Genomic DNA, 19,958 nt, shown 5'->3' on the forward strand with positions numbered 1-19,958 from the left:
GGGTTGTCTGTCACCATCAGCCGGGCTTATGCCCGGCAATGCCTCAGCGACTGCGCCATTGCTCGAGCCAGCCGAGGCTCGCCTCGGTGCCGGCTTCGCCGGGTCGATATTCGGCGCCCAGCCAGCCCTGATAGCCGCTGCTCACCAGTGCTTCGCGGGCAGCGACGAAGTCCAGCGTGCCGCTACCCGGCGCGCCGCGCCCGGGGCAATCGGCGAACTGCACGTGGCCCAGGCGCCCGGCCAGCCGCGCGATGCAGGTCGGCAGATCGAGCCCCTGGCGCGCCATGTGATAGAAGTCGAGCTGCGCCTGGCAATTGGGATGATCGACCCGCTCGAGCAGCTCGACCAGCTCGTCGGCGGTGTTGATCAGAAAGCCCGGCATATCCAGCGGGTTGATCGCCTCGCAGAGCACACCGATGCCGAGAATGTCGAACGCCTCGGCGGTCTTCCACAGGTTGCGTTCGAGCGTCGCCAACGCCGCCTCGCGCTCGACGCCCTCGGCCAGCCGGCCCGGCAGCACGTTGATGAAGGCCGGGCGGACCATCGCCGCATAGGTGGCCGCCGCCTGCAGCGCCTGGTCGAAGGCTTCCTGGCGCTCCGGCACTGCGGCCAGGCCCGGGCCGCCGCTCATCAGGTCGCCGGCCGGCAGATTGATCAGGATCAGCGGCAGGTCGGCGCGGTCGAGCAGGCCCTTGAGCAGCACGGCCGGCAGCTCATAGGGGAACTGGATTTCCACGCCGTCGAAGCCGGCGACCCGGGCGGCCAGCACACGCTCGGCCAGCGGCAGTTCGGTGAACAACAGCGACAGGTTGGCTGCGATCTTCATGCCTGGGCCTCCCGGAACAGTTCGACCAGCGTCGCCGGGTCGCGCGCAAGATTGCCCTGGCTGCCGTGCAGGCGCATCAGTTGCGCGGCCAACCCACTCATCGGTGTCGACGAGCCCTGCTCGCGCGACAGCTTGACGGCGGTGTCCAGGTCCTTGAGCAGCGTGCGCACGTGCCACTTCACCGGTTCGAACGCGCTCGCCGCCATCTGCGGGGCGAGGATCTGCAGCGGCTTCGAATCGGCAAAGCCGCCGGCCAGCGCCGGTGCCAGCAGGCCGGCATCGACCCCGGCGCGCTCGGCCAGCGCCACGACCTCGGCGATCACCAGCGCATTGCAGGCAACGATCATCTGGTTGCACACCTTGCTCACCTGCCCGGCACCGACATCGCCCATGTGCGTCAGCCGCTGGCCCAGGTGCATCAGCACCGGACGTACCCGCTCGATATCCTCGGCACGCCCGCCGGCCATGATCGCCAGACTGCCCGCCTCGGCCCCGGCCGTCCCGCCGGATACCGGGGCATCGACCCAATGGGTGCCACAGCGAAACGCCAGCTCGGCGGCCATGTCGCGGGTGGCGGCCGGCTCCAGGCTGGAATGGTCGACCAGCAGCTGGCCCTTGCGCGCGCCCTCGGCGATGCCCCGCGGGCCGAACACCACGTCGCGCACCACCTGGGTATCAGCCAGGCACAGCAGCACGATGTCGGTGTTGGCACAGAGTTCGGCCGGCGTATCGACGCGCTCGGCACCCAGTTCGACCAGCGGTGCGCACTTGTCCGGCGTGCGGTTCCAGACCTTCAGCCGATAGCCCGCCGCCAGCAGACGGCGACACATCGGCAGGCCCATCAGGCCGATACCGGCAAAGCCCAGGGTTGGCAGCTCGGACATGCTCAGACTCCTCGATTCGACGAATCGCCGATTCTAGCGCCGGCCCCGGCATGCGCGCCAAGCGCCACCGTTACAGGAGCGAGCCGAGAAAGGCCACGCCGACCAGCAGCGCGACGAGGCTGGCGACCAGCACCGCACCGGCGGCGATATCCTTCACCGCGCCGACCGCCGGGTGGCGCGCCGGATGCAGGTGGTCGAGCAACCCTTCGAGCGCACTGTTGAGCAACTCGGCCACCAGTACCAGGCCAACGGCCAGCGACAGCACGGCCCACCAGATCGCCGCGGGCCGCGTGAGCAACAGCAGCAAAAGCACGGCAGCCGCCGCCAACAGGTGACTGCGCAGGCTGCGCTCGCCGCGCACGGCCTGCCGCAGGCCCTGCAGGGCGAAGCCGAAACGCCTGCCGAAGGGAAGTCCTTTCATGCTCGACTCCTCGAACCCGCCAATGCTACCCAGCGAGTCTAGCCGCCGCTGGGCAGCGCCGGCTGCGGCGCCTATAATCGCGCCGCTTTTTCCGCTATTGAACCGGAGAACCCCATGCTCAAGCGCACCCTGGCAGCCGTCGCCGGCCTTGCCCTGTCCCTGTCCGTCACCGCCATCCATGCTGCCGAAACCCTGCGGGTTTCCGCGATTCCCGACGAAGCCCCCACCGAACTGATCCGCAAGTTCAAGCCACTGGGTGAATACCTCGAAAAAGAGCTGGGCATGCCGGTGAAGTTCACCCCGGTCTCCGACTATGCCGCGGTCGTCGAGGCGCTGGCTTCGGATCGGCTGGACATGGCCTGGCTCGGTGGTTTCACCTTCGTCCAGGCGCGCCTGAAGACCGGCAATGCCATCCCGCTGGTCCAGCGCGAGCAGGACGAGCAGTTCACCAGCAAGTTCATCACTGCCGACCCCGAGGTGAAAACGCTCAAGGACCTGGAAGGCAAGACCTTTGCGTTCGGCTCGGTCTCCTCGACGTCTGGCAGCCTGATGCCGCGCTACTTCATGCTCAAGGACGGTATCGAGCCGGAGAAATTCTTCAAGCGCATCGCCTACTCTGGCGCGCATGACGCCACTGCAGCCTGGGTACAGGCCGGCAAGGCCGACGGTGGCGTGCTCAACGCCTCGGTGTGGGACAAGCTGGTCGCCGCTGGCAAGGTCGATACCAGCAAGGTCCGCGTAATCGGCACCACCCCGACCTACTACGACTACAACTGGACGGTGCGCGGCACCCTCGACCCGGCGCTGACCGAAAAGATCAAGGCAGCCTTCCTCGCCCTCGACCCGGCCAACCCGGAGCACAAGGCGATTCTCGACCTGCAGGCCGCCTCGCGCTTCATCGAGACCAAGCCGGAAAACTACGAAGGCATCGAGGAGGCTGCGCGCGCGGCCGGCCTGCTGAAGTGACATTGCGCCTGTCCGGCGTGGCCTATCGCCACGCCAACGGCCAGGCGGCCCTGCACGACCTCGACCTGCAGGTCACCCAGGGCGAACGAATCGCCATCATCGGCCCCTCGGGCGCCGGCAAGACCACGCTGTTGCGCCTGCTGGCCAGCCATCTGCGCCCTGCAGCCGGGCAGGTCGAAGTGCTCGGCCAGGCGCCCTGGCAGCTGTCGACCAGGGCGCGGCAGCAATTGCGCAGCCGCATCGGCCTGATCCACCAGGCGCCGCCGCTGCCACCCCGCCAGCGTGTGGTCACTGCCGTACTGGCCGGCCGGCTTGGCCAGTGGTCCCTGCCGCGCAGCCTGCTGAGCCTCGTCTACCCGCTGGACCCGCAGGGTGCACGCCAGGCCCTGGCGCGCCTGGACTTGCAGGACAAGCTGTTCCAGCGCTGCGACCAGCTTTCCGGCGGCCAGCTGCAGCGCGTGGGCATCGCCCGGGTGCTGTACCAGGCGCCGGAGCTGATCCTCGCCGACGAGCCGGTTTCGGCGATGGACCCGGTGCTGGCGGCCCACTCGCTGGAGCTGCTCACGCAGGAAGCGCAGGCGCGCCAGGCGACGCTGCTGGCCAGCCTGCACGCCGTGGAGCTGGCCCTGGCGCACTTTCCACGCGTGATCGGCGTGCGTGACGGGCGCATCGCCTTCGACAAGGCCGCCGAGGCGGTCAGTGCAGCCGAGCTCGAAGCGCTCTACGCCAACGAGCAGCTCTCGCCCCGGCCGCCGAGCGTGGCGCCCGTTGGCCAGAGCGTGCATATCCCGCGATGCTGACAGCCGCTGCCCCGCCCCGCGACCCGGCGGCGCTGCCGCGCCTGCTGCTGACGCTCGTCGTGCTCGCGCTGCTGTGGCCAGGCATCCGGCTGAGCGAGCTGGACCTTGGCGTGCTCTTCGACGGCAGCAACGCCGAAACCATGGGTGGCTTCCTCTCGGCCTTCTGGCCGCCGGAGCATGGTTCCGAGTTTCTTGCCCTGCTGCTGCAGGCCACACTGGAAACCCTGGCGATCGCCACCGCTGGCATGAGCCTGGCCCTGCTGATCGCGCTGCCGGCGGCACTGGTCGCCACCCGAGCCTTGTCGCTGTCGGCGCTGATCCATGGCGGACGGCCGCATTGGTGGGCCTCCGCGCTGCGCTGGCCGGTGCGCGTGCTGCTGATCGTCCTGCGTAGCGTGCCGGAAATCGTCTGGGCCCTGCTCTTCGTCCGCGCGGTGGGCCTCGGGCCAACGGCCGGCGTGCTGGCCATCGCCATCACCTATGCGGGAATGCTGGGCAAGGTCTACGCAGAGATTTTCGAGTCGGTCGATGCCGGCCCGGCCCGCGCGCTGCTCGGCGCAGGCAGTTCGCGCCTGCAGGCCTTTGCCTACGGTGTCCTGCCACAGGCGGCCGGCGAGATGCTCTCCTACTCGGTGTACCGCTGGGAGTGCGCCGTGCGTGCCTCGGTGGTCATGGGCTTCGTCGGCGCCGGCGGGCTGGGCCAGCAGATGGATTTGTCGATGCGCATGTTCGCCGGCGGAGAAGTGGCGAGCATGCTGCTGACCTTTCTGCTCCTCGTGCTGCTGGCCGACGTGCTCAGCCGCCTGTTGCGGGGGCGCTACGCATGAACCGACTGTCGCGCCTGCTGCTGCCGCTCGGCCTGCTTGCCGCCGTGGTTGCCGCCTTTGCCTTCCTGCAACTGGACGCCGGTGCCCTGCTCAGCCGCGACGGGCTGGGCGCGATGGGCGAATACGCTGCACGTTTCCTGCAACCGGATTTCTCCGCGCCACACCTGCGTGCCATCGGCTTCGCCGCGCTGGAAACCCTGGCGATGTCGGCCATCGGCACACTGCTCGCGGCCCTGCTGGGGCTGGCCCTGGCACTGCCAGCCGCGGGGCGCTTCGGCCTGCCCGCCCAGGCCGGCGCCCGCCTGCTGCTCAATGCGCTACGGGCGATTCCGGAGCTGGTCTGGGCCGCGCTGATGGTACTGGCCGCCGGGCTAGGACCGAACGCGGGGACGCTGGCGCTGGCGCTGCACACCACCGGCGTGCTCGGGCGTCTATTCGCCGAGGCGCTGGAAAATACCCCGGCGGCGCCGACCGAGGCGCTGCGCCTGGCCGGTAGCGACCGCATCGCAGCGTTCTGCTACGGCACGCTGCCGTCTCTCTGGCCGCAATTGGTGGCCTACTCGCTGTACCGCTGGGAAAACAATATCCGCATGGCCAGCGTGCTGGGCTTCGTCGGCGCCGGCGGCCTGGGGCAGATGCTCTACATGAGCCTCAGCCTGTTCCAGGAAGCCCAGGCCTCGACCGTCATCCTCGCGATGCTGATGATGGTCCTGGTCGTCGATGCCACCAGTGGCTGGATGCGCATGCGCTGGGTCCGCGGCTGAGGCCAGCCGCTCAGCCGCCGCCCGCCGGGCTACGCGGCGTGAGCTCGATGATTTCCTCGGTGATCTCGTCCTGGCGCAGGCGCCGGTATTCGCCGAGCAGAGACTCGCGGCGCTCCTGCAGATGCCCCTCGGCCGAAATCATCGCCTGCATCCGCGCTTCGTTTTCCGCGGCATAGGCCAACACCAACGCTTCGCACAGTTCAGCGAACAGGTACTCGTCAGCCAGACCGGCCACCAGCGCCGCCGACGACAGGTGCGTGCAGGGCGCGGACCCGCGGCCGGCCTGGGGGAAGCGGCCATAGTCGAACGGCAGCAGACGTCGTGACAGCAGGGTTGGCGGCCCGGCTTCACCTGGCTGGGCATGCAGCAGACTGAAATGCAGCGGCCGCTCATCGAGCCCGGCGTAGATGCGCTCGAGCAAAGTTGTGGCGAGCTCCGGCACATCGTCCAGATGCACCGCCATGGACGCGCTCCACGTCGGTACCAGCCGGTGCTCGGGCGCTGCGACCTGCCCGCGCTCGCCCAGCAACCAGAGCTCGGTATCCGCGTCCAGGCTACCGGCCAGGGTTTCCAGCAACCTCGCATCGAAGCCGCCGACGAAGCCCTGCTCGGCACAGATCGCCAGGACCACCTGCCGCGGCTGCCTTGCCGTGGGCAGCTCGTCCGCCGGCTCGCGCGGCAAGGCCATCGCCTCACCGATGGCGATTCCGAGCGTCTGCGCGTAGTCGCGTACCGCCGCCAGCGAGCGCTGCGCCTCGCGCGAGCGCGCCGAAGCGATCGCGCGCATGGCGCCAATCACCAGCCCGAGTTCGCGGGTGGTCTCGAGGTGGCGCGCAACCTCACCCAGCCGACCGCTCATGCCCCACCCTGCTGCAGCTCGTCGCACAGCGCGGCCACCGTCTGCACCAGCCGCTGCCGAGCGGCATCGTCCAGCTCGCCACCCTGCTCCAGGGTCTCACGCAACGTCGGCGCATGGGCATCGAGCCAACCCGGCAGACGCTGCTGCAGCGGAGCGATCACGCTGACCGGGCGCTCATCGAAGGTGCCTGCGGCCAGGGCGGCGAGCAAGGCGATCTGATCGCTGCGCCGCAGGGCGGTGAAGCGCGGCTGAACCAGCAGCGCGCGGATCCGCTCGCCGCGGGTCATCTGCTGCCGCACCCGGGCATCGCCCAGACCGCCGAAGCGGGTGAACATTTCCAGCTCGAGGAACTGCGAATACTCCAGGCGCAAGCGCCCGGCCACCTGACGCAGCGCCTTGGGCTGCGCCTTGCCGCCGACCCGGCTGACCGACAGGCCGGTCTCGACCGCCGGGCGCTGATTGGCCGCCGCCAGGTGGCTGTCCAGAACGATCTGGCCATCAGTGATCGAAATGAGGTTGGTGGGAATGTAGGCGGCCAGGTTGCCCGCTTCGGTCTGAGCGATCGGCAGGGCGGTCAGCGAGCCGCCGCCACGCTCGGGCGACAGCCGGGCCGCCCGTTCGAGCAGGCGCGCGTGCAGGTAGAAGATATCGCCAGGAAAGGCCTCGCGGCCCGGCGGCGCGTGGGTCAGCAAGGCCAGTTCGCGATGGGTGGCGGCATGTTTGCTGAGGTCGTCGATGACGATCAACGCATGCTGGCCACGGTCGCGGAAATACTCAGCAATGCTGAACCCGGCGAAGGGCGCCAACCACTGCAGGCCCGCGCTGTCGGCCGCAGTGGCGACGACGAACACGCAGCGCTCCGGCGCACCCTGCCGGCGCACGGCTTCGATGGCCTGCTGCACCGCCGCGCTACGCTGGCCGACGGCGACGTAGACGCAGATCACGTCCGAGTGCTTCTGGTTGACGATCGCGTCCAGCGCCAGGGAGGTCTTGCCCGTGGCCCGGTCGCCGATGATCAGCTCACGCTGGCCGCGGCCGATGGCGAACAGGGCGTCGACGATCAGCACGCCGGTGTCGAGCGGCTCGCTGACCAAGGCTCGCTCGATGATTGCCGGGGCCGGTCGCTCGACCGGCAACCAGTCGGCCGTCTCTGGCGCGGCGCGATCGTCCAGCGGACGCCCGAGCGGGTCGACGACCCGCCCGAGCAGCGCCGGGCCGACCGGCACCTGCAGCACCTGACCGGTACCGAAGACGGGCATGCCGGCCGCCAACGTCGTCTGACGATCGAGCAGCACGGCCGCCAGGTGCCCCTCCTCCAGGCTCATGACGAAGCCGAGGCTGCCATCGGCGAAGCGCAGCAGCTCGTCGAGGCGGACGCTAGGCAGGCCGCTGACATGGGCGATGCCATCGGCGACCTGCTCGACGCGCCCGGTCTCGAGACCCTCGCTGCCGACCAGCGCCCGGGCCAGCGCTGCCCGCTGGCGTGCCAGCCAGCCATCGTTCGGCTTATCGAGGTCATCCTGCGCCATGCTGCAACTCCTGCTGCACCCGGGCGAGATCGGCCCGCAGACTGTTATGCACCTGCGCAGTACGCCCCTGGAGTTCGAGCCCGGCGATGAGGCTCGGATCGACCCGCACCTCGAGCGTCGGTCGGCGCCCGAGTACGCCAGTCAGGGCATCGAGGCAGGCCGCCAGCTCGGCTTCGTCCAGCGCACGCGCGGCGTGCAGCACAAGCGCGTCCGACTGCTCCGCCAGGCCCTGGCGCACCGCTTCGGGCAAGCGCGCGGTAGCCTCGGCAAGCCCCTCGATAAAGCCGTTCACACGCGCCGACTCCGGCAGGCGTTGCAGCAGGCGTGCAGCGATTTCCAGGGCCAACTGCGCAGCCTGTGCTTCGAGCGTCTGCCGCACCTGCGCCTGCTGGGTCTGCCATTGTGCTTCAGCCAGGCGACGGTGCTCGTCGGCCTCTGCCCGAGCGGCCTGCAACAGCTGCTCACGTGCCTGCTGCACGTCCTGCTCGACCTGCGCCAGGGCGGCGTCGCGCTGCGCCTGCAGCGCCTGGTGCTCGGCCTCGATCCGCGTGCGCGTCTCGTCGGCTGCCTGGCGCGCCTGGTCCGCCTCGGCCAGCAGGTGCTCGGCGGCCTGTTGTCGCTCGGCGATGATCCGCGCGACCGGTTTGAACAGGAAACGCGACAGCAGCCAGACCAGAACGACGACATTGATCGTCTGCAGGCCAAGGGTCCACCAGTCCAGGCTCATTCGCGCCTCACTGCACGAAGGGGTTGGCGAACAGCAGCAACACGGCGATCACCAGGCAGTAGATGGCCATGGTTTCGATCATCGCCAGACCGACGAACAACGTTCGCGAGAGCGTGCCGGCGGCCTCCGGCTGGCGCGCGATGGCGTCCATCGTGGCGGCGACCGCCTTGCCTTCGGCCAGCGCCGGGCCGATGGCACCAAAGGACACCGCCAGGGCGGCGCCAAGAATGCTGACGATCTGAATCATGTTGTCCATGGCAAGACTCCGAGGGGGTTGTTCAGTCGCCGCCGACCGCGGCGCCAATGAAGACCATCGCCAGCACGCTGAAGATGTAGGCCTGGATGGCGCCGGTCAGTACGTCCAGCGCCATGAAAGGAATCGGCACCAGCAAGCCGGCCAATGACAGCGCGATGCCGATGACGAACACGCCGCTCATCACGTTGCCGAACAGCCGCACGGTGAGCGAAAAGGTCCGGGTGATCTGCTCCACCAGGTTGAGCGGGACCATCAGCCAGCTGGGCTCGGCAAAGGCACGCAGGTAACGGCGCAGGCCACGCCGTGCGATGCCGTAGCCAACGCTGGCGACCAGCACCAGCAGCGCCAGCGCGGTGTCGGTCTCGAGATTCGCGGTCGGCGGCTCGATGCCGGGCACCAGCTCGCTCCAGTTGGCGGCGAGAATGAACAGGAACAGCGAGCCGATCAGCCCGCGGTAGGGCCCCGCCGCCGCAACCTGCATGGTGTCCCTGATCTGCGCGTCGAGCGTGGTCACCAGCAGCTCGAGCACGGCCTGCAGGCGCGACGGATGCAGCGCCAGGCGACGCGTCAGCCACCAGCTGCCGACGCCGAGCAGGGCCATCAGTGCCCAGGTGACGGCCACCGCGTGGCTGATCGGCAGCGGGCCGATCCAGAACAGCGTTTCATGGGTCAGGGGTGAATGGATCATGAGGCCGGCCCTCGCCGGCGAATCAGCTGCCAGCGCGCCAGCAGCAGGCCCAGGCAACCGCCGAACAAGGCGCCCAATCCCAGGTTTATCAGTGAGGCCAGCAGGGCCACGCTGAGCCCGATACGCAGCCACTGCAGCGCCAGCGCCGCGGCGAGCCGCCCTTCGCCGAACAGGCGCAGGTTGAAGGCCAGCCCCGAGAAGTGCAGCCATCCGGTGAGCCACCCGACAACGGCGCCGGTCAGCCAGAACGACCATGTCGGCATCAGCCTCTCCTCATTGTCGATGCATCCAGCGCCAGGCCGACCACAGGCCGAGCCCCGCACCGGCGACCACCAGGGCCGCCGAGAACAGCACCCCGCTGCCGAGTAGACGATCCAGCCAGCGCCCCACCAGCAGCCCCAGCAGCAACGGCGTGACGATCATCCAGCCGAGCAGACCGACCTGGCCGAGTCGCCGCGCCAGGGAGGGTTCGGGGTCCTCGCGCGCCAGGGTCTCCCGCCGCTGCGCTTGCCGCGCCGCGTCGCCGAGCCGATCAGCCGAAGACGCTGGTCGCTTCATGATTGGCCCCCATCCTCGGTGAAAGGCGTCGGTTCGCCGGCGCGCAGATAGCGCACCAGCTGGCGTACCGCGCGGGTGTGCAGCTGCAGGTGCTCGACGCGGGCCTGGCGCATGCGCTCGCGACGCGCCTCCCGTTCGCTGTCCACCTCCGCCTGCAGCGTTTCCAGACGCTCGCCGAGCACCGCTTCGCGGCAGGCGATGCGCAGCTCGCCCGCGCTGAGGCTGAGCACGCCGCCGCTGACGGCGCAGTAATGCCTGCTGCCATCGGCGAGGCGCCAGCGCAGCACGGTCGGCACCAGCACCGTGAGCAGGTCGGTATGCCCCGGCAGGATGCCAAAGGCGCCGCTGGCATCCTCGGCCCGCAGCGCCACCACCTCGGCGTCGATCAGGACACGCTGTGGCGTGGTCAGCAGCAGGTGCAACGGCGCGGTCATGAGCGCGCCTCCTGGCGCGAGGCCGTTTCGCGGGCGCGCGCGTCCTCCAGGGTGCCGGTCATGTACAGCGAGCGCTCCTGCCAGTCATCGCACTCGCCGTCGAGAATCGCCCGGCAGCCGGCCAGCGTATCGGCCAGCGCCACCGAATGCCCCGGCATGCCGGTAAAGGCCTCGGTTACCGCGAACGGCTGGGTCAGGAAGCGCTGCAGGCGACGTGCGCGGTTGACGATGCGGCGGTCGTCGACGCCGAGCTCTTCGACGCCCAGCAGCGAGATCACGTCCTGCAGGCTGCGGTAATGCTCGATGGCGCGGCGCACCTCGGTGGCGATGCGCACATGCTCGGCCCCTACCACCAGTGGATCGAGCATCAGCGACGACGAGGCGATCGGGTCGACTGCCGGGTACATGCCCTGCGCCGCCATGCTGCGTGACAGCACGACCATGCTGTCGACATGTGCGGCCAGTGCGCTGACCGCCGGGTCGGTGAAGTCGTCGGCCGGGACGTAGACCGCCTCGATGGCAGTCACCGCCACGCCATCGACCGATACGATGCGTTCCTGCAGCTCGGCGACCTCGTCGGCCAGCGTCGGCTGATAGCCCACCCGTGACGGAGGCCGGCCGAGCAGACCGGAGACCTCGGCGCCGGCCTGCACGAAACGGAAAACGTTGTCCATCAGCAGCAGTACGTTCTGCCGGCGTTCGTCGCGGAAGAATTCGGCGATGGTCAGCGCGGTGAAGGGCACGCGCCAGCGGGCACCGGGCGGCTCGTTCATCTGCCCGTAGACCAGCACGGTGTGGTCGAGCACGCCGGAGCTGCGCATGTCGAGCAGCATCTCGTGCCCCTCACGCGAGCGTTCGCCGACGCCGGCAAACACCGAGATGCCCTGGTAGCGCGCGGCCATGGCGTGGATCAGCTCCATGACCAGGACCGTCTTGCCCACTCCGGCCCCGCCGAACATCGCCGCCTTGCCGCCCTGCACCAGCGGGGTGAGCAGGTCGATGACCTTGATTCCGGTGGCGAACAGCTCACGGTTGGCCCGTTGCGATGCCAGCGGTGGCGGCTGGCGCAGGATCGGCCGCCGCGGCAGCGTCGATGCGAGCGGATCACCGAGGTCGCCGACCTCGCCATGCACGTTCAGCAGGCGCCCCAGGACGGCGGGACCGACCGGCACCTGCAGCGGTCCGCCCAGGGCTCTCACCGGCAGGCCACGTGGCAGACCCGCGGTGTTGCCCAGGGCAATGGCGCGAATACGTGATTCGTCGAGGTGCGCCTGGACCTCGGCGAACAGCGAGGCTGATTCGGTCACGATCGACAGCGCCTCGCCGAGCGCCGGCAAGCCGCCCTCGAACCGTACGTCGAGCACCGCGCCACGCACCGCCGTGATTCGCCCTTCGAGTGCTTCTGCCACCGCCGCTGGCCCCTTCTAGGTCCAATGGGTCTCAGCAAAGTGCACTACCGGACAGGCGAACCCGCAAGCGCGGCGACGCCGCAGGCCATCACGGCACCATCATGGTGCGGTGGCGGTACGCTCCTGCACCAGCACCCAGGGTGCCACGACCACCGCCCACAGATCCGGCCGACGCTCGGCCCAGTCCATGGCTTGCTCGGCAGTCATCTTGGCCAGTTCGCCACTGGTCAACCAGACTTCGACCTTGCTTCGATCGTCTTCGGCCACCGCGGTTGCCACGGCTACCAGGTCGGCCTCGCCTGCAACCCGTAGTAGAGCCCCGCGTGCGAAGAACGGCTCGAGTTCTGGCCAGCTGATTGCCGCCGTCTCGCCCAGGAGCTTGGCATAGAGAGTGCTTGCTTCGTCGTTCATGGGGCTACCCGTCGCGAAAAGTGCGCAATGATAGCGTCGCCCGTCGTCGCTTCAAGCGAAGCGGTAACCGGCTGTGCAAACGTAGAAGACACTTCTACACTGTACCGGTACAGTTGCCGCACCGTTTCGGGACGTTCGCCCCTTAACGACTCTGCGACACGCAGGATCAAACAATTAAAACGATGCAAGTGGAGCGCTTATGAAGAACAAGCAGCGTCTGTCGAAGCTATTTTTGGCCATGGCCCTGAGCGGTGCCGCCAGCTACTCGCTCGCCGCGGATACCATCCGCATCGCCTTGGCCGGCCCGGTGACGGGTGCGGTCGCACAGTATGGCGACATGCAGTTCATCGGTGCCGAGATGGCCATCGAGCAGATCAACAAGGCCGGCGGGGTGAACGGCCAGCAACTGGAAGGCGTTCGCTACGACGACGCCTGTGACCCGAAGCAGGCCGTCGCGGTGGCAAACAAGATCGTCAACGACGGCGTGCAATTCGTGGTCGGCCACCTGTGTTCCAGCTCCACGCAGCCGGCGTCCGATATCTACGAGGACGAAGGCATCCTGATGATCACCGCCGCCTCGACCAGCCCCGAGATCACTTCGCGCGGTTACCAGCTGATCTTCCGCACCATCGGCCTGGATAGCCTGCAGGGCCCGACCGCCGGCAACTTCATTGCCGAGCACATCAAGCCGAAGAACGTCGCGGTCATCCACGACAAGCAGCAGTACGGTGAAGGCATCGCCACCGCCGTCAAGCAGACGCTCGAAGACAAGGGCGTCAAGGTCTCGATGTTCGAAGGCATCAACGCCGGCGACAACGACTTCTCCTCGCTGATCGCGCGTCTCAAGCGCGAGGGCGTGGACTTCGTCTATTACGGCGGCTACCACCCCGAGCTGGGCCTGCTCCTGCGCCAGTCCAAGGAAAAGGGTCTGAACGTCCGCTTCATGGGGCCGGAGGGCGTCGGCAACTCGGAAATCTCGGCAATCGCCGGTCCCGCTTCCGAAGGCATGTACGTCACCCTGCCCAAGTCGTTCGACCAGGATCCGAAGAACCAGCAGCTGGTCGAGGCCTTCAAGGCCAAGAAGCAGGATCCGAGCGGCCCGTTCGTGTTCCCCGCCTACGCCGCGGTCCAGGTGATCGCTGAAGGGATCGAGAAAGCCGGCAGCACCGACACCGACAAGGTGGCCGAGGCGCTGCGCAGCAACAGCTTCGACACCCCGACCGGCACTCTGGAGTTCGATGAGAAGGGCGACCTGAAGAACTTCAACTTCGTGGTCTACGAGTGGCACCAGGACGGCACCAAGACCGAAGCCAAGTAAGGGATCTTCATCCAGTCGACAAAGCCCATGCCACGGTATGGGCTTTGTTTTAGCGGCGGCCCCGCCAAAAGCATCGGGCCGCCCTGCCAGACCCAGGACCCCAACGAGCGGCCTCGACCCGGGCCCGCCTCGAACCGATGCCGTGCGTGATCCGCAGGGGATCGTACAGCCGTGACGCAGCGCCAGACGCTGCGTGTTCGATGCGTGCAGCGCGGCCGCCGTGAGGCCCCAGGTACTCCGGAGAGCAGTGATGCCTGAGCTTTACCATTACCTACAACAGCTGATCAACGGCCTGACCGTTGGCAGCACCTATGCCTTGATCGCCATCGGTTACACGATGGTCTACGGCATCATCGGAATGATCAACTTCGCTCATGGCGAGGTGTACATGATCGGTTCCTATGTCGCCTTCATCGCCCTGATCGGCCTGGCGGCCATGGGGCTCGATTCCTTGCCGTTGCTGATGATCGGCGCCTTCGTCGCCAGCATGATCGTCACCAGTGCCTATGGTTACAGCATCGAACGGGTCGCCTACCGGCCATTGCGCGGCAGCAATCGCCTGATCCCGCTGATCTCGGCGATCGGCATGTCGATCTTCCTGCAGAACGTGGTGCTGCTGACCCAGGACTCCAAGGACAAGGCGATCCCCAACCTGTTCCCGGGCAACCTCGTGTTCGGCGAGAGCACCATGAACGGGGTGACCATTTCCTATATGCAGGTGCTGATCTTCATCGTCACCTTCATCGCGATGTATGGACTGACGCTGTTCATCTCGCGCTCGCGCCTCGGTCGCGCCTGCCGGGCCTGTGCCGAAGACCTCAAGATGGCCAACCTGCTGGGCATCAACACCAACGGCATCATCGCCCTGACCTTCGTCATCGGCGCGGCGCTGGCAGCCGTCGCCGCCGTGTTGATCAGCATGCAGTACGGCGTGATCAATCCGCATATCGGCTTCCTTGCCGGCATCAAGGCCTTCACCGCCGCGGTCCTCGGCGGCATCGGCAGCATCCCCGGCGCGATGCTTGGCGGCCTGGTGCTCGGCGTTGCCGAAGCCTTCGGCGCCGACCTGTTCGGCGACCAGTACAAGGACGTGGTGGCCTTCAGCCTGCTCGTGCTCGTGCTGCTGTTCCGCCCGACCGGCATCCTCGGCCGTCCGGAGGTTGAAAAGGTATGACCCGCAACCTGCGTACAGCTTTCTTCAGTGCCCTGCTGGTGCTCGCCGTGGCGGTGCCGGTGTTCGGCCTGAAACTCACCACCGTTGGCATCAAGGTCGAGGTGCACGGTGCGGACGCGCTGACCTTCTGGATCATCGCAGCCTGCGCTGTGGCCATGTTCTTCTGGCAGCTGGTGCGCACGCACCTGGCGGCCGGCTGGGCTGCCAGCCCGAACCTGCCGACCATCCCCGCCGGCGCCGGCAGTTTTCTCACCCTGCCCTCGACCCAGCGCTGGATCATCATCGGGCTGGTGCTGCTCGCCCTGGCCTGGCCGTTCTACGGCTCGCGCGGCGCGGTGGACATCGCCACGCTGATCCTCATCTACGTGATGCTGGGCCTGGGCCTGAACATCGTCGTCGGTCTGGCCGGCCTGCTCGATCTGGGTTACGTCGGCTTCTACGCCGTCGGCGCCTATACCTATGCCCTGCTTTCGCACTATTACGGCGTGGGCTTCTGGACAGCGCTGCCCCTGGCCGGCGCCATGGCGGCCCTGTTCGGCTTCCTGCTCGGGTTCCCGGTGCTGCGGCTGCGAGGTGATTACCTGGCCATCGTGACCCTGGGCTTCGGCGAGATCATCCGCATCCTGCTACGCAACATGACGGACCTCACCGGCGGCCCCAACGGGATCAGTGGCATCGAAAAACCCACCTTGTTCGGCTTGTCCTTCGACCGCCGCGCCGCCGAAGGCATGCAGACCTTCCACGAGTATTTCGGCGTGGCCTACAACTCGGTGAACAAGGTGATCTTCCTCTACCTGATCGCCCTGCTGCTGGTGCTGCTGACGCTGTTCGTGATCAACCGCCTGCTGCGCATGCCGATCGGTCGCGCCTGGGAAGCCCTGCGCGAGGACGAGATCGCCTGTCGCGCACTGGGCATGAACCCGACCGTGATCAAGCTCTCGGCCTTCACCCTCGGCGCCACCTTCGCCGGGTTCGCCGGCAGCTTCTTCGCCGCGCGCCAGGGGCTGGTTTCGCCGGAATCCTTCACCTTCATCGAGTCGGCGATCATTCTCGCCATCGTGGTGCTCGGCGGCATGGGGTCGCAACTGGGGGTCATCCTCGCGGCCATCGTGATGATCCTGCTCCCGGAGCTGATGCGCGAGTTCAGCGAGTACCGAATGCTGATGTTCGGCGCAATGATGGTTCTGATGATGATCTGGCGTCCGCAGGGCCTGCTGCCCATGCAACGCCCGCACCTGGAGCTGAAGCAATGAGTCGCCCGATTCTGGAAGTACGTGGCCTGACCATGCGCTTCGGCGGCCTGCTGGCCGTCAACAACGTGGCCCTGAACGTACAGGAAAAGCAGGTGGTCTCGATGATCGGCCCCAATGGCGCCGGCAAGACCACCGTATTCAACTGCCTGACCGGTTTCTACCAGCCGACCGACGGTGAGATCCTCATCGAGGGCGAGGCTATCCACGGCCTGCCCGGCCATCAGATCGCTCGCAAGGGCGTGGTGCGGACCTTTCAGAACGTCCGGCTGTTCAAGGACATGACGGCGGTCGAGAACCTGCTGGTCGCCCAGCATCGCCACCTGAACACCAACTTCCTGGCCGGCCTGTTCAAGACCCCGGGGTTCCGCCATAGCGAGCGCCAGGCGATGGACTTCGCCCGACACTGGCTCGAGCGGGTCGACCTGGTCGATGTCGCCAACCGCCCTGCCGGCACGCTGGCCTACGGTCAGCAGCGGCGCCTGGAGATCGCCCGCTGCATGATGACGCGCCCGCGCATCCTCATGCTCGACGAGCCGGCGGCCGGCCTGAACCCCAAGGAAACCGAGGACCTGAAGGCCCTGATCGGCATGCTCCGGCAGGACCACGGTGTCACGGTGCTGCTGATCGAGCACGACATGAAGCTGGTGATGAGCATTTCCGACCATATCTACGTGATCAACCAGGGCACGCCCCTGGCAGACGGGACGCCGGAGCAGATCCGCAATAATCCGGATGTGATCAAGGCCTACCTGGGAGAGGCGTAAGCGATGCTGACTTTCGAGAACGTCTCGACCTTCTACGGCAAGATCCAGGCGCTGCACGAGGTGAACGTGCACGTCGAGCGGGGAGAAATCGTCACGCTGATCGGCGCCAATGGCGCGGGCAAGTCCACTCTGCTGATGACGCTATGCGGCTCGCCACAGGCGGCCAGCGGCAGCATCCGCTTCGAGGGTGAGGAGCTGGTGGGCCAGCAGAGCTGCGACATCATGCGCAAGGCGATTGCGGTGGTCCCCGAGGGGCGCCGCATATTTGCGCGCCTGACGGTGGAGGAAAACCTGGCGATGGGCGGCTTCTTCACCGAGAAAGGCGCCTACCAGGAGCAGCTGCACAAGGTTCTGGAGCTGTTCCCTCGGCTCAAGGAGCGCTACCAGCAACGCGGCGGCACCATGTCTGGCGGCGAGCAGCAAATGCTCGCCATTGGCCGCGCGCTGATGAGCAAGCCGAAGCTCCTGTTGCTGGACGAGCCTTCGCTCGGCCTGGCCCCGATCGTCATCCAGCAGATCTTCGAGATCATCGAGCAGTTGCGAGAGGACGGCGTGACCGTGTTCCTGGTCGAGCAGAATGCCAACCAGGCCTTGAAGCTCGCCGACCGCGGCTATGTGCTGGAGAACGGGCACATCGTGATGCAGGGAAGCGGCCACGACCTGCTCACCGATCCCAAGGTGCGCGAGGCCTACCTGGGCGCGTGAAGCCAAGTGCATGCCGGCGGCCTTCGCCCCGGCATGCGGCCCTACCGCCACGCAGACGGCAGGCGCAAGGAGGGCTCACGCCCTCGGCAGCGTGACGCCGGTCTGCCCCTGATACTTGCCGCCGCGATCCCGGTAGGACACTTCGCACGCTTCATCGGACTGCAGGAAGAGCATCTGCGCCACCCCTTCGTTGGCGTAGATCTTCGCTGGCAAGGTAGTGGTGTTGGAGAACTCGAGCGTCACGTGGCCTTCCCACTCCGGCTCGAGCGGCGTGACATTGACGATGATGCCGCAACGCGCATAGGTGCTCTTGCCCAGGCATATAGTCAGCACGTCGCGCGGAATGCGGAAATACTCCACGGTGCGCGCCAGCGCAAAGGAGTTCGGCGGAATGATGCACACCGGCCCTTTCACATCGACAAAGCTCTTCTCGTCGAAGTGCTTCGGATCGACGGTCGCCGAGTGGATATTGGTGAATACCTTGAACTCGTCCGCGCAGCGCACATCGTAGCCGTAGCTGGAAACGCCGTACGAGATCAGTCGCTCGCTACCCTCGGTACGTACCTGGCGCTCGACGAACGGCTCGATCATGCCGTGTTCCTGGGCCATGCGGCGAATCCACTTGTCCGATTTAATGCTCATGGCGGCGTCCTGATCTGGCTGGTTTCTGAGAATAAAAGCAGCGTGCATCTTACCGGCGCCGTTGGTGCTCTCCAAGTCCGCACGAAGGGCGGAAAAGCATGGCCCCAGGCCAGCCCCGAGGCACGACCACACGCCACAGAAGGAAATCGAAAAATAAAGCTCGCTTTGCTGGAGAAAACGGGTATTGTTAGCCCGCTGTTGCTGCAAAGTGTCACCGTGAATCGCTCGAAACGACTTCCATCTCCTTGCACACAGTGTTGTCCGGGCTTCGCCCGAGCTTCTCCCCACAACCTTGTCCAAGGAGACATCAGATGTCCAATCGCCAAACCGGTACCGTCAAGTGGTTCAACGATGAGAAAGGCTACGGCTTCATCACCCCCCAGAGCGGTGACGACCTGTTCGTTCACTTCCGCGCTATCCAGGGTGACGGCTTCAAGAGCCTGAAGGAAGGCCAGCAGGTTTCCTTCGTTGCTACCCGCGGCCAGAAAGGCATGCAGGCCGAGGAAGTTCAGGTTATCTAACCTATCCTTCGGCTAGTAGAAAGCCCCGCTCATGCGGGGCTTTTTCGTTTCTGCCGCCATGCAGCATGGGCCGCCGTGCTTACCACGGCGGCACCGCCAGTCAGTCGTCCGACACCGTGATGTTGGGCATCGACTGCGCAATGATCTGACCGCTCTGGCTGATACGCGCGCCAACCGTACGAGCGACCTCCTGATAGATCATGGCGATCTGGCTTTCCGGATCGGCGATCACCGTCGGGCGCCCGGCGTCCGCCTGACTGCGGATCGCCATCGAGAGTGGCAGCGAGGCCAGCAGATCGACGTTGTACTGCGCCGCCAGCTTCTCGCCGCCCCCCTCACCGAACAGATGTTCGGCGTGTCCGCAGTTGGAACAGATGTGGATGGCCATGTTCTCCACCACACCAAGTACCGGGATGTTCACCTTGCGGAACATTTCCACACCTTTCTTCGCATCGAGCAATGCCAGATCCTGCGGTGTGGTTACGATGACAGCGCCGGTCACCGGCACCTTTTGCGCCAGCGTCAGCTGAATGTCGCCGGTGCCCGGGGGCATGTCGATGACCAGGTAGTCCAGATCGCGCCACGCGGTCTGGGTGATCAGTTGCAACAGCGCACCGGATACCATTGGTCCGCGCCAGACCACCGGGGTACGGTCGTCGGAGAGAAACGCCATCGACATCAGCTGCACGCCGTGGGCCTCGAGCGGCACGAAGAACTTCTCGTCACGCACCTGTGGGCGAGTGCCCTCGGCAATCCCGAACATGATGCCCACGCTAGGCCCATAGATATCGGCGTCCAGCACCCCAACCCGCGCGCCTTCACGCGCGAGCGCCAGCGCCAGGTTGGCCGCCGTGGTGGACTTGCCCACGCCGCCCTTGCCCGACGCCACCGCGATGATGTTCTTCACGCTCGCCAGTGCCGGCACCTGATCCAGGGCCTTGTGCGGCTTTACCACGCAATCGACCTGCACGTCGGCACGCGCCACCTCGTCGAGCCCCTCGATCGCCATGGCCAGCATCTGTGCCCAGCCACTGCGGAACAAGCCGGCGGCATAGCCCAGCTCGAGCTGGACGCAGACGCGATCGCCCTGGATCTCGATGGAGCGCACGCAGCCGGCGCTCACCGGATCCTGATTCAGATGGGGGTCGGTGTACTGACGCAATACGGATTCCACAGCTTCGCGGGTGACAGGCATGGGTACTCCAAGAAAGACCGAGCAAAA

25 protein-coding genes are annotated in these 19,958 nt (G+C 66.8%); 10 read left to right on the forward strand and 15 right to left on the reverse strand.

Features of this window, described 5'->3' with window-relative positions:
• Positions 1-43: 43 nt before the first annotated feature.
• The 3 genes from CL52_RS14210 to CL52_RS14220 form a co-directional block, all read right to left on the reverse strand.
• On the reverse strand, positions 44-826 hold the full coding sequence (locus CL52_RS14210) for a hydroxypyruvate isomerase family protein (RefSeq protein WP_043221414.1): 783 nt from the start codon (positions 824-826) through the stop codon (positions 44-46).
• Positions 823-1,710, reverse strand: a complete 888-nt coding sequence (locus tag CL52_RS14215; RefSeq protein ID WP_043221416.1) for an NAD(P)-dependent oxidoreductase — start codon at positions 1,708-1,710, stop codon at positions 823-825. Before CL52_RS14215 ends, CL52_RS14210 begins: the two co-directional genes overlap by 4 nt.
• Before the next feature lie 70 nt (positions 1,711-1,780).
• Positions 1,781-2,131, reverse strand: coding sequence for a diacylglycerol kinase (locus tag CL52_RS14220; RefSeq protein ID WP_043221418.1), 351 nt, complete (start codon positions 2,129-2,131; stop codon positions 1,781-1,783).
• Positions 2,132-2,245: 114 nt separating this feature from the next.
• Here CL52_RS14220 and CL52_RS14225 point away from each other — a divergent pair, with 114 nt between their 5' ends.
• The 4 genes from CL52_RS14225 to phnE are packed head-to-tail and all read left to right on the forward strand — an operon-like array spanning position 2,246 to position 5,488.
• Positions 2,246-3,097: a putative selenate ABC transporter substrate-binding protein gene (locus tag CL52_RS14225; RefSeq protein WP_043221420.1), complete on the forward strand. Its 852-nt coding sequence runs from the start codon at positions 2,246-2,248 to the stop codon at positions 3,095-3,097.
• A complete protein-coding gene (locus CL52_RS14230; protein WP_043221422.1) occupies positions 3,094-3,897 on the forward strand; it encodes a phosphonate ABC transporter ATP-binding protein in 804 nt (267 codons plus the stop codon). The genes CL52_RS14225 and CL52_RS14230 overlap by 4 nt, the downstream gene beginning before the upstream one ends.
• Entirely contained in the window at positions 3,891-4,724 is an 834-nt protein-coding gene (locus CL52_RS14235; RefSeq protein WP_043221425.1) for a PhnE/PtxC family ABC transporter permease, read from the forward strand. Before CL52_RS14230 ends, CL52_RS14235 begins: the two co-directional genes overlap by 7 nt.
• Positions 4,721-5,488: a phosphonate ABC transporter, permease protein PhnE gene (gene phnE / locus CL52_RS14240; RefSeq protein WP_041106778.1), complete on the forward strand. Its 768-nt coding sequence runs from the start codon at positions 4,721-4,723 to the stop codon at positions 5,486-5,488. The genes CL52_RS14235 and phnE overlap by 4 nt, the downstream gene beginning before the upstream one ends.
• Before the next feature lie 10 nt (positions 5,489-5,498).
• Here phnE and CL52_RS14245 read toward each other — a convergent pair whose 3' ends face one another.
• The 10 genes from CL52_RS14245 to CL52_RS14290 form a co-directional block, all read right to left on the reverse strand.
• Entirely contained in the window at positions 5,499-6,347 is an 849-nt protein-coding gene (locus tag CL52_RS14245) for a F0F1 ATP synthase subunit gamma (protein ID WP_043221427.1), read from the reverse strand.
• Complete coding sequence (locus tag CL52_RS14250) at positions 6,344-7,876, reverse strand: F0F1 ATP synthase subunit alpha (protein ID WP_043221429.1); 1,533 nt, start codon at positions 7,874-7,876, stop codon at positions 6,344-6,346. The genes CL52_RS14245 and CL52_RS14250 overlap by 4 nt, the downstream gene beginning before the upstream one ends.
• Positions 7,863-8,603, reverse strand: a complete 741-nt coding sequence (locus CL52_RS14255) for a F0F1 ATP synthase subunit delta (RefSeq protein ID WP_043221431.1) — start codon at positions 8,601-8,603, stop codon at positions 7,863-7,865. Before CL52_RS14255 ends, CL52_RS14250 begins: the two co-directional genes overlap by 14 nt.
• Positions 8,604-8,610: 7 nt before the next feature.
• Positions 8,611-8,859: a F0F1 ATP synthase subunit C gene (locus CL52_RS14260; protein WP_041106786.1), complete on the reverse strand. Its 249-nt coding sequence runs from the start codon at positions 8,857-8,859 to the stop codon at positions 8,611-8,613.
• Positions 8,860-8,881: 22 nt separating this feature from the next.
• Positions 8,882-9,547 carry a F0F1 ATP synthase subunit A gene (locus tag CL52_RS14265; RefSeq protein WP_235366371.1) on the reverse strand — a complete coding sequence of 222 codons (666 nt, stop codon included), beginning with the start codon at positions 9,545-9,547 and terminating at the stop codon, positions 8,882-8,884.
• Positions 9,544-9,810, reverse strand: coding sequence for a lipoprotein (locus CL52_RS14270; RefSeq protein WP_043221433.1), 267 nt, complete (start codon positions 9,808-9,810; stop codon positions 9,544-9,546). The genes CL52_RS14265 and CL52_RS14270 overlap by 4 nt, the downstream gene beginning before the upstream one ends.
• Positions 9,811-9,820: 10 nt before the next feature.
• The gene (locus CL52_RS14275) at positions 9,821-10,105 is read right to left on the reverse strand and encodes an AtpZ/AtpI family protein (RefSeq protein WP_043221435.1); all 285 of its coding nucleotides are present in this window, start codon (positions 10,103-10,105) and stop codon (positions 9,821-9,823) included.
• The gene (locus CL52_RS14280; RefSeq protein WP_043221437.1) at positions 10,102-10,539 is read right to left on the reverse strand and encodes a F0F1 ATP synthase subunit epsilon; all 438 of its coding nucleotides are present in this window, start codon (positions 10,537-10,539) and stop codon (positions 10,102-10,104) included. The genes CL52_RS14275 and CL52_RS14280 overlap by 4 nt, the downstream gene beginning before the upstream one ends.
• A complete protein-coding gene (gene atpD, locus CL52_RS14285) occupies positions 10,536-11,948 on the reverse strand; it encodes a F0F1 ATP synthase subunit beta (RefSeq protein ID WP_043221440.1) in 1,413 nt (470 codons plus the stop codon). The genes CL52_RS14280 and atpD overlap by 4 nt, the downstream gene beginning before the upstream one ends.
• Positions 11,949-12,047: 99 nt before the next feature.
• Complete coding sequence (locus tag CL52_RS14290) at positions 12,048-12,359, reverse strand: DUF2288 domain-containing protein (RefSeq protein ID WP_043221443.1); 312 nt, start codon at positions 12,357-12,359, stop codon at positions 12,048-12,050.
• Between the two features lie 199 nt (positions 12,360-12,558).
• Between CL52_RS14290 and CL52_RS14295 the strand changes: the two genes are divergently transcribed.
• The 5 genes from CL52_RS14295 (at position 12,559) to CL52_RS14315 (ending at position 17,573) form a co-directional block, all read left to right on the forward strand.
• On the forward strand, positions 12,559-13,677 hold the full coding sequence (locus CL52_RS14295) for a branched-chain amino acid ABC transporter substrate-binding protein (protein WP_043221444.1): 1,119 nt from the start codon (positions 12,559-12,561) through the stop codon (positions 13,675-13,677).
• A gap of 250 nt (positions 13,678-13,927) precedes the next feature.
• Entirely contained in the window at positions 13,928-14,851 is a 924-nt protein-coding gene (gene livH / locus CL52_RS14300; protein ID WP_041106797.1) for a high-affinity branched-chain amino acid ABC transporter permease LivH, read from the forward strand.
• Entirely contained in the window at positions 14,848-16,104 is a 1,257-nt protein-coding gene (locus CL52_RS14305; RefSeq protein ID WP_041106798.1) for a high-affinity branched-chain amino acid ABC transporter permease LivM, read from the forward strand. The genes livH and CL52_RS14305 overlap by 4 nt, the downstream gene beginning before the upstream one ends.
• Positions 16,101-16,868: a high-affinity branched-chain amino acid ABC transporter ATP-binding protein LivG gene (gene livG / locus CL52_RS14310; RefSeq protein ID WP_043221447.1), complete on the forward strand. Its 768-nt coding sequence runs from the start codon at positions 16,101-16,103 to the stop codon at positions 16,866-16,868. Before CL52_RS14305 ends, livG begins: the two co-directional genes overlap by 4 nt.
• 3 nt (positions 16,869-16,871) lie before the next feature.
• The gene (locus tag CL52_RS14315; protein ID WP_041106802.1) at positions 16,872-17,573 is read left to right on the forward strand and encodes an ABC transporter ATP-binding protein; all 702 of its coding nucleotides are present in this window, start codon (positions 16,872-16,874) and stop codon (positions 17,571-17,573) included.
• Positions 17,574-17,648: 75 nt separating this feature from the next.
• Here the strand turns inward: CL52_RS14315 and dcd are convergent, their stop codons facing one another.
• Positions 17,649-18,215, reverse strand: a complete 567-nt coding sequence (gene dcd, locus CL52_RS14320; RefSeq protein ID WP_041106804.1) for a dCTP deaminase — start codon at positions 18,213-18,215, stop codon at positions 17,649-17,651.
• 311 nt (positions 18,216-18,526) lie between these two features.
• Here dcd and CL52_RS14325 point away from each other — a divergent pair, with 311 nt between their 5' ends.
• Positions 18,527-18,736 carry a cold-shock protein gene (locus tag CL52_RS14325; protein ID WP_041106806.1) on the forward strand — a complete coding sequence of 70 codons (210 nt, stop codon included), beginning with the start codon at positions 18,527-18,529 and terminating at the stop codon, positions 18,734-18,736.
• A 100-nt stretch (positions 18,737-18,836) separates the two neighbouring features.
• Here CL52_RS14325 and apbC read toward each other — a convergent pair whose 3' ends face one another.
• Positions 18,837-19,931 (reverse strand): iron-sulfur cluster carrier protein ApbC, encoded by a 1,095-nt coding sequence (gene apbC, locus CL52_RS14330; RefSeq protein ID WP_043221449.1) that lies wholly within the window; start codon positions 19,929-19,931, stop codon positions 18,837-18,839.
• Positions 19,932-19,958: the final 27 nt, after the last annotated feature.

The sequence above is a fragment of the Stutzerimonas balearica DSM 6083 genome (genome assembly GCF_000818015.1).
GTDB classification, from domain to species: domain Bacteria; phylum Pseudomonadota; class Gammaproteobacteria; order Pseudomonadales; family Pseudomonadaceae; genus Stutzerimonas; species Stutzerimonas balearica.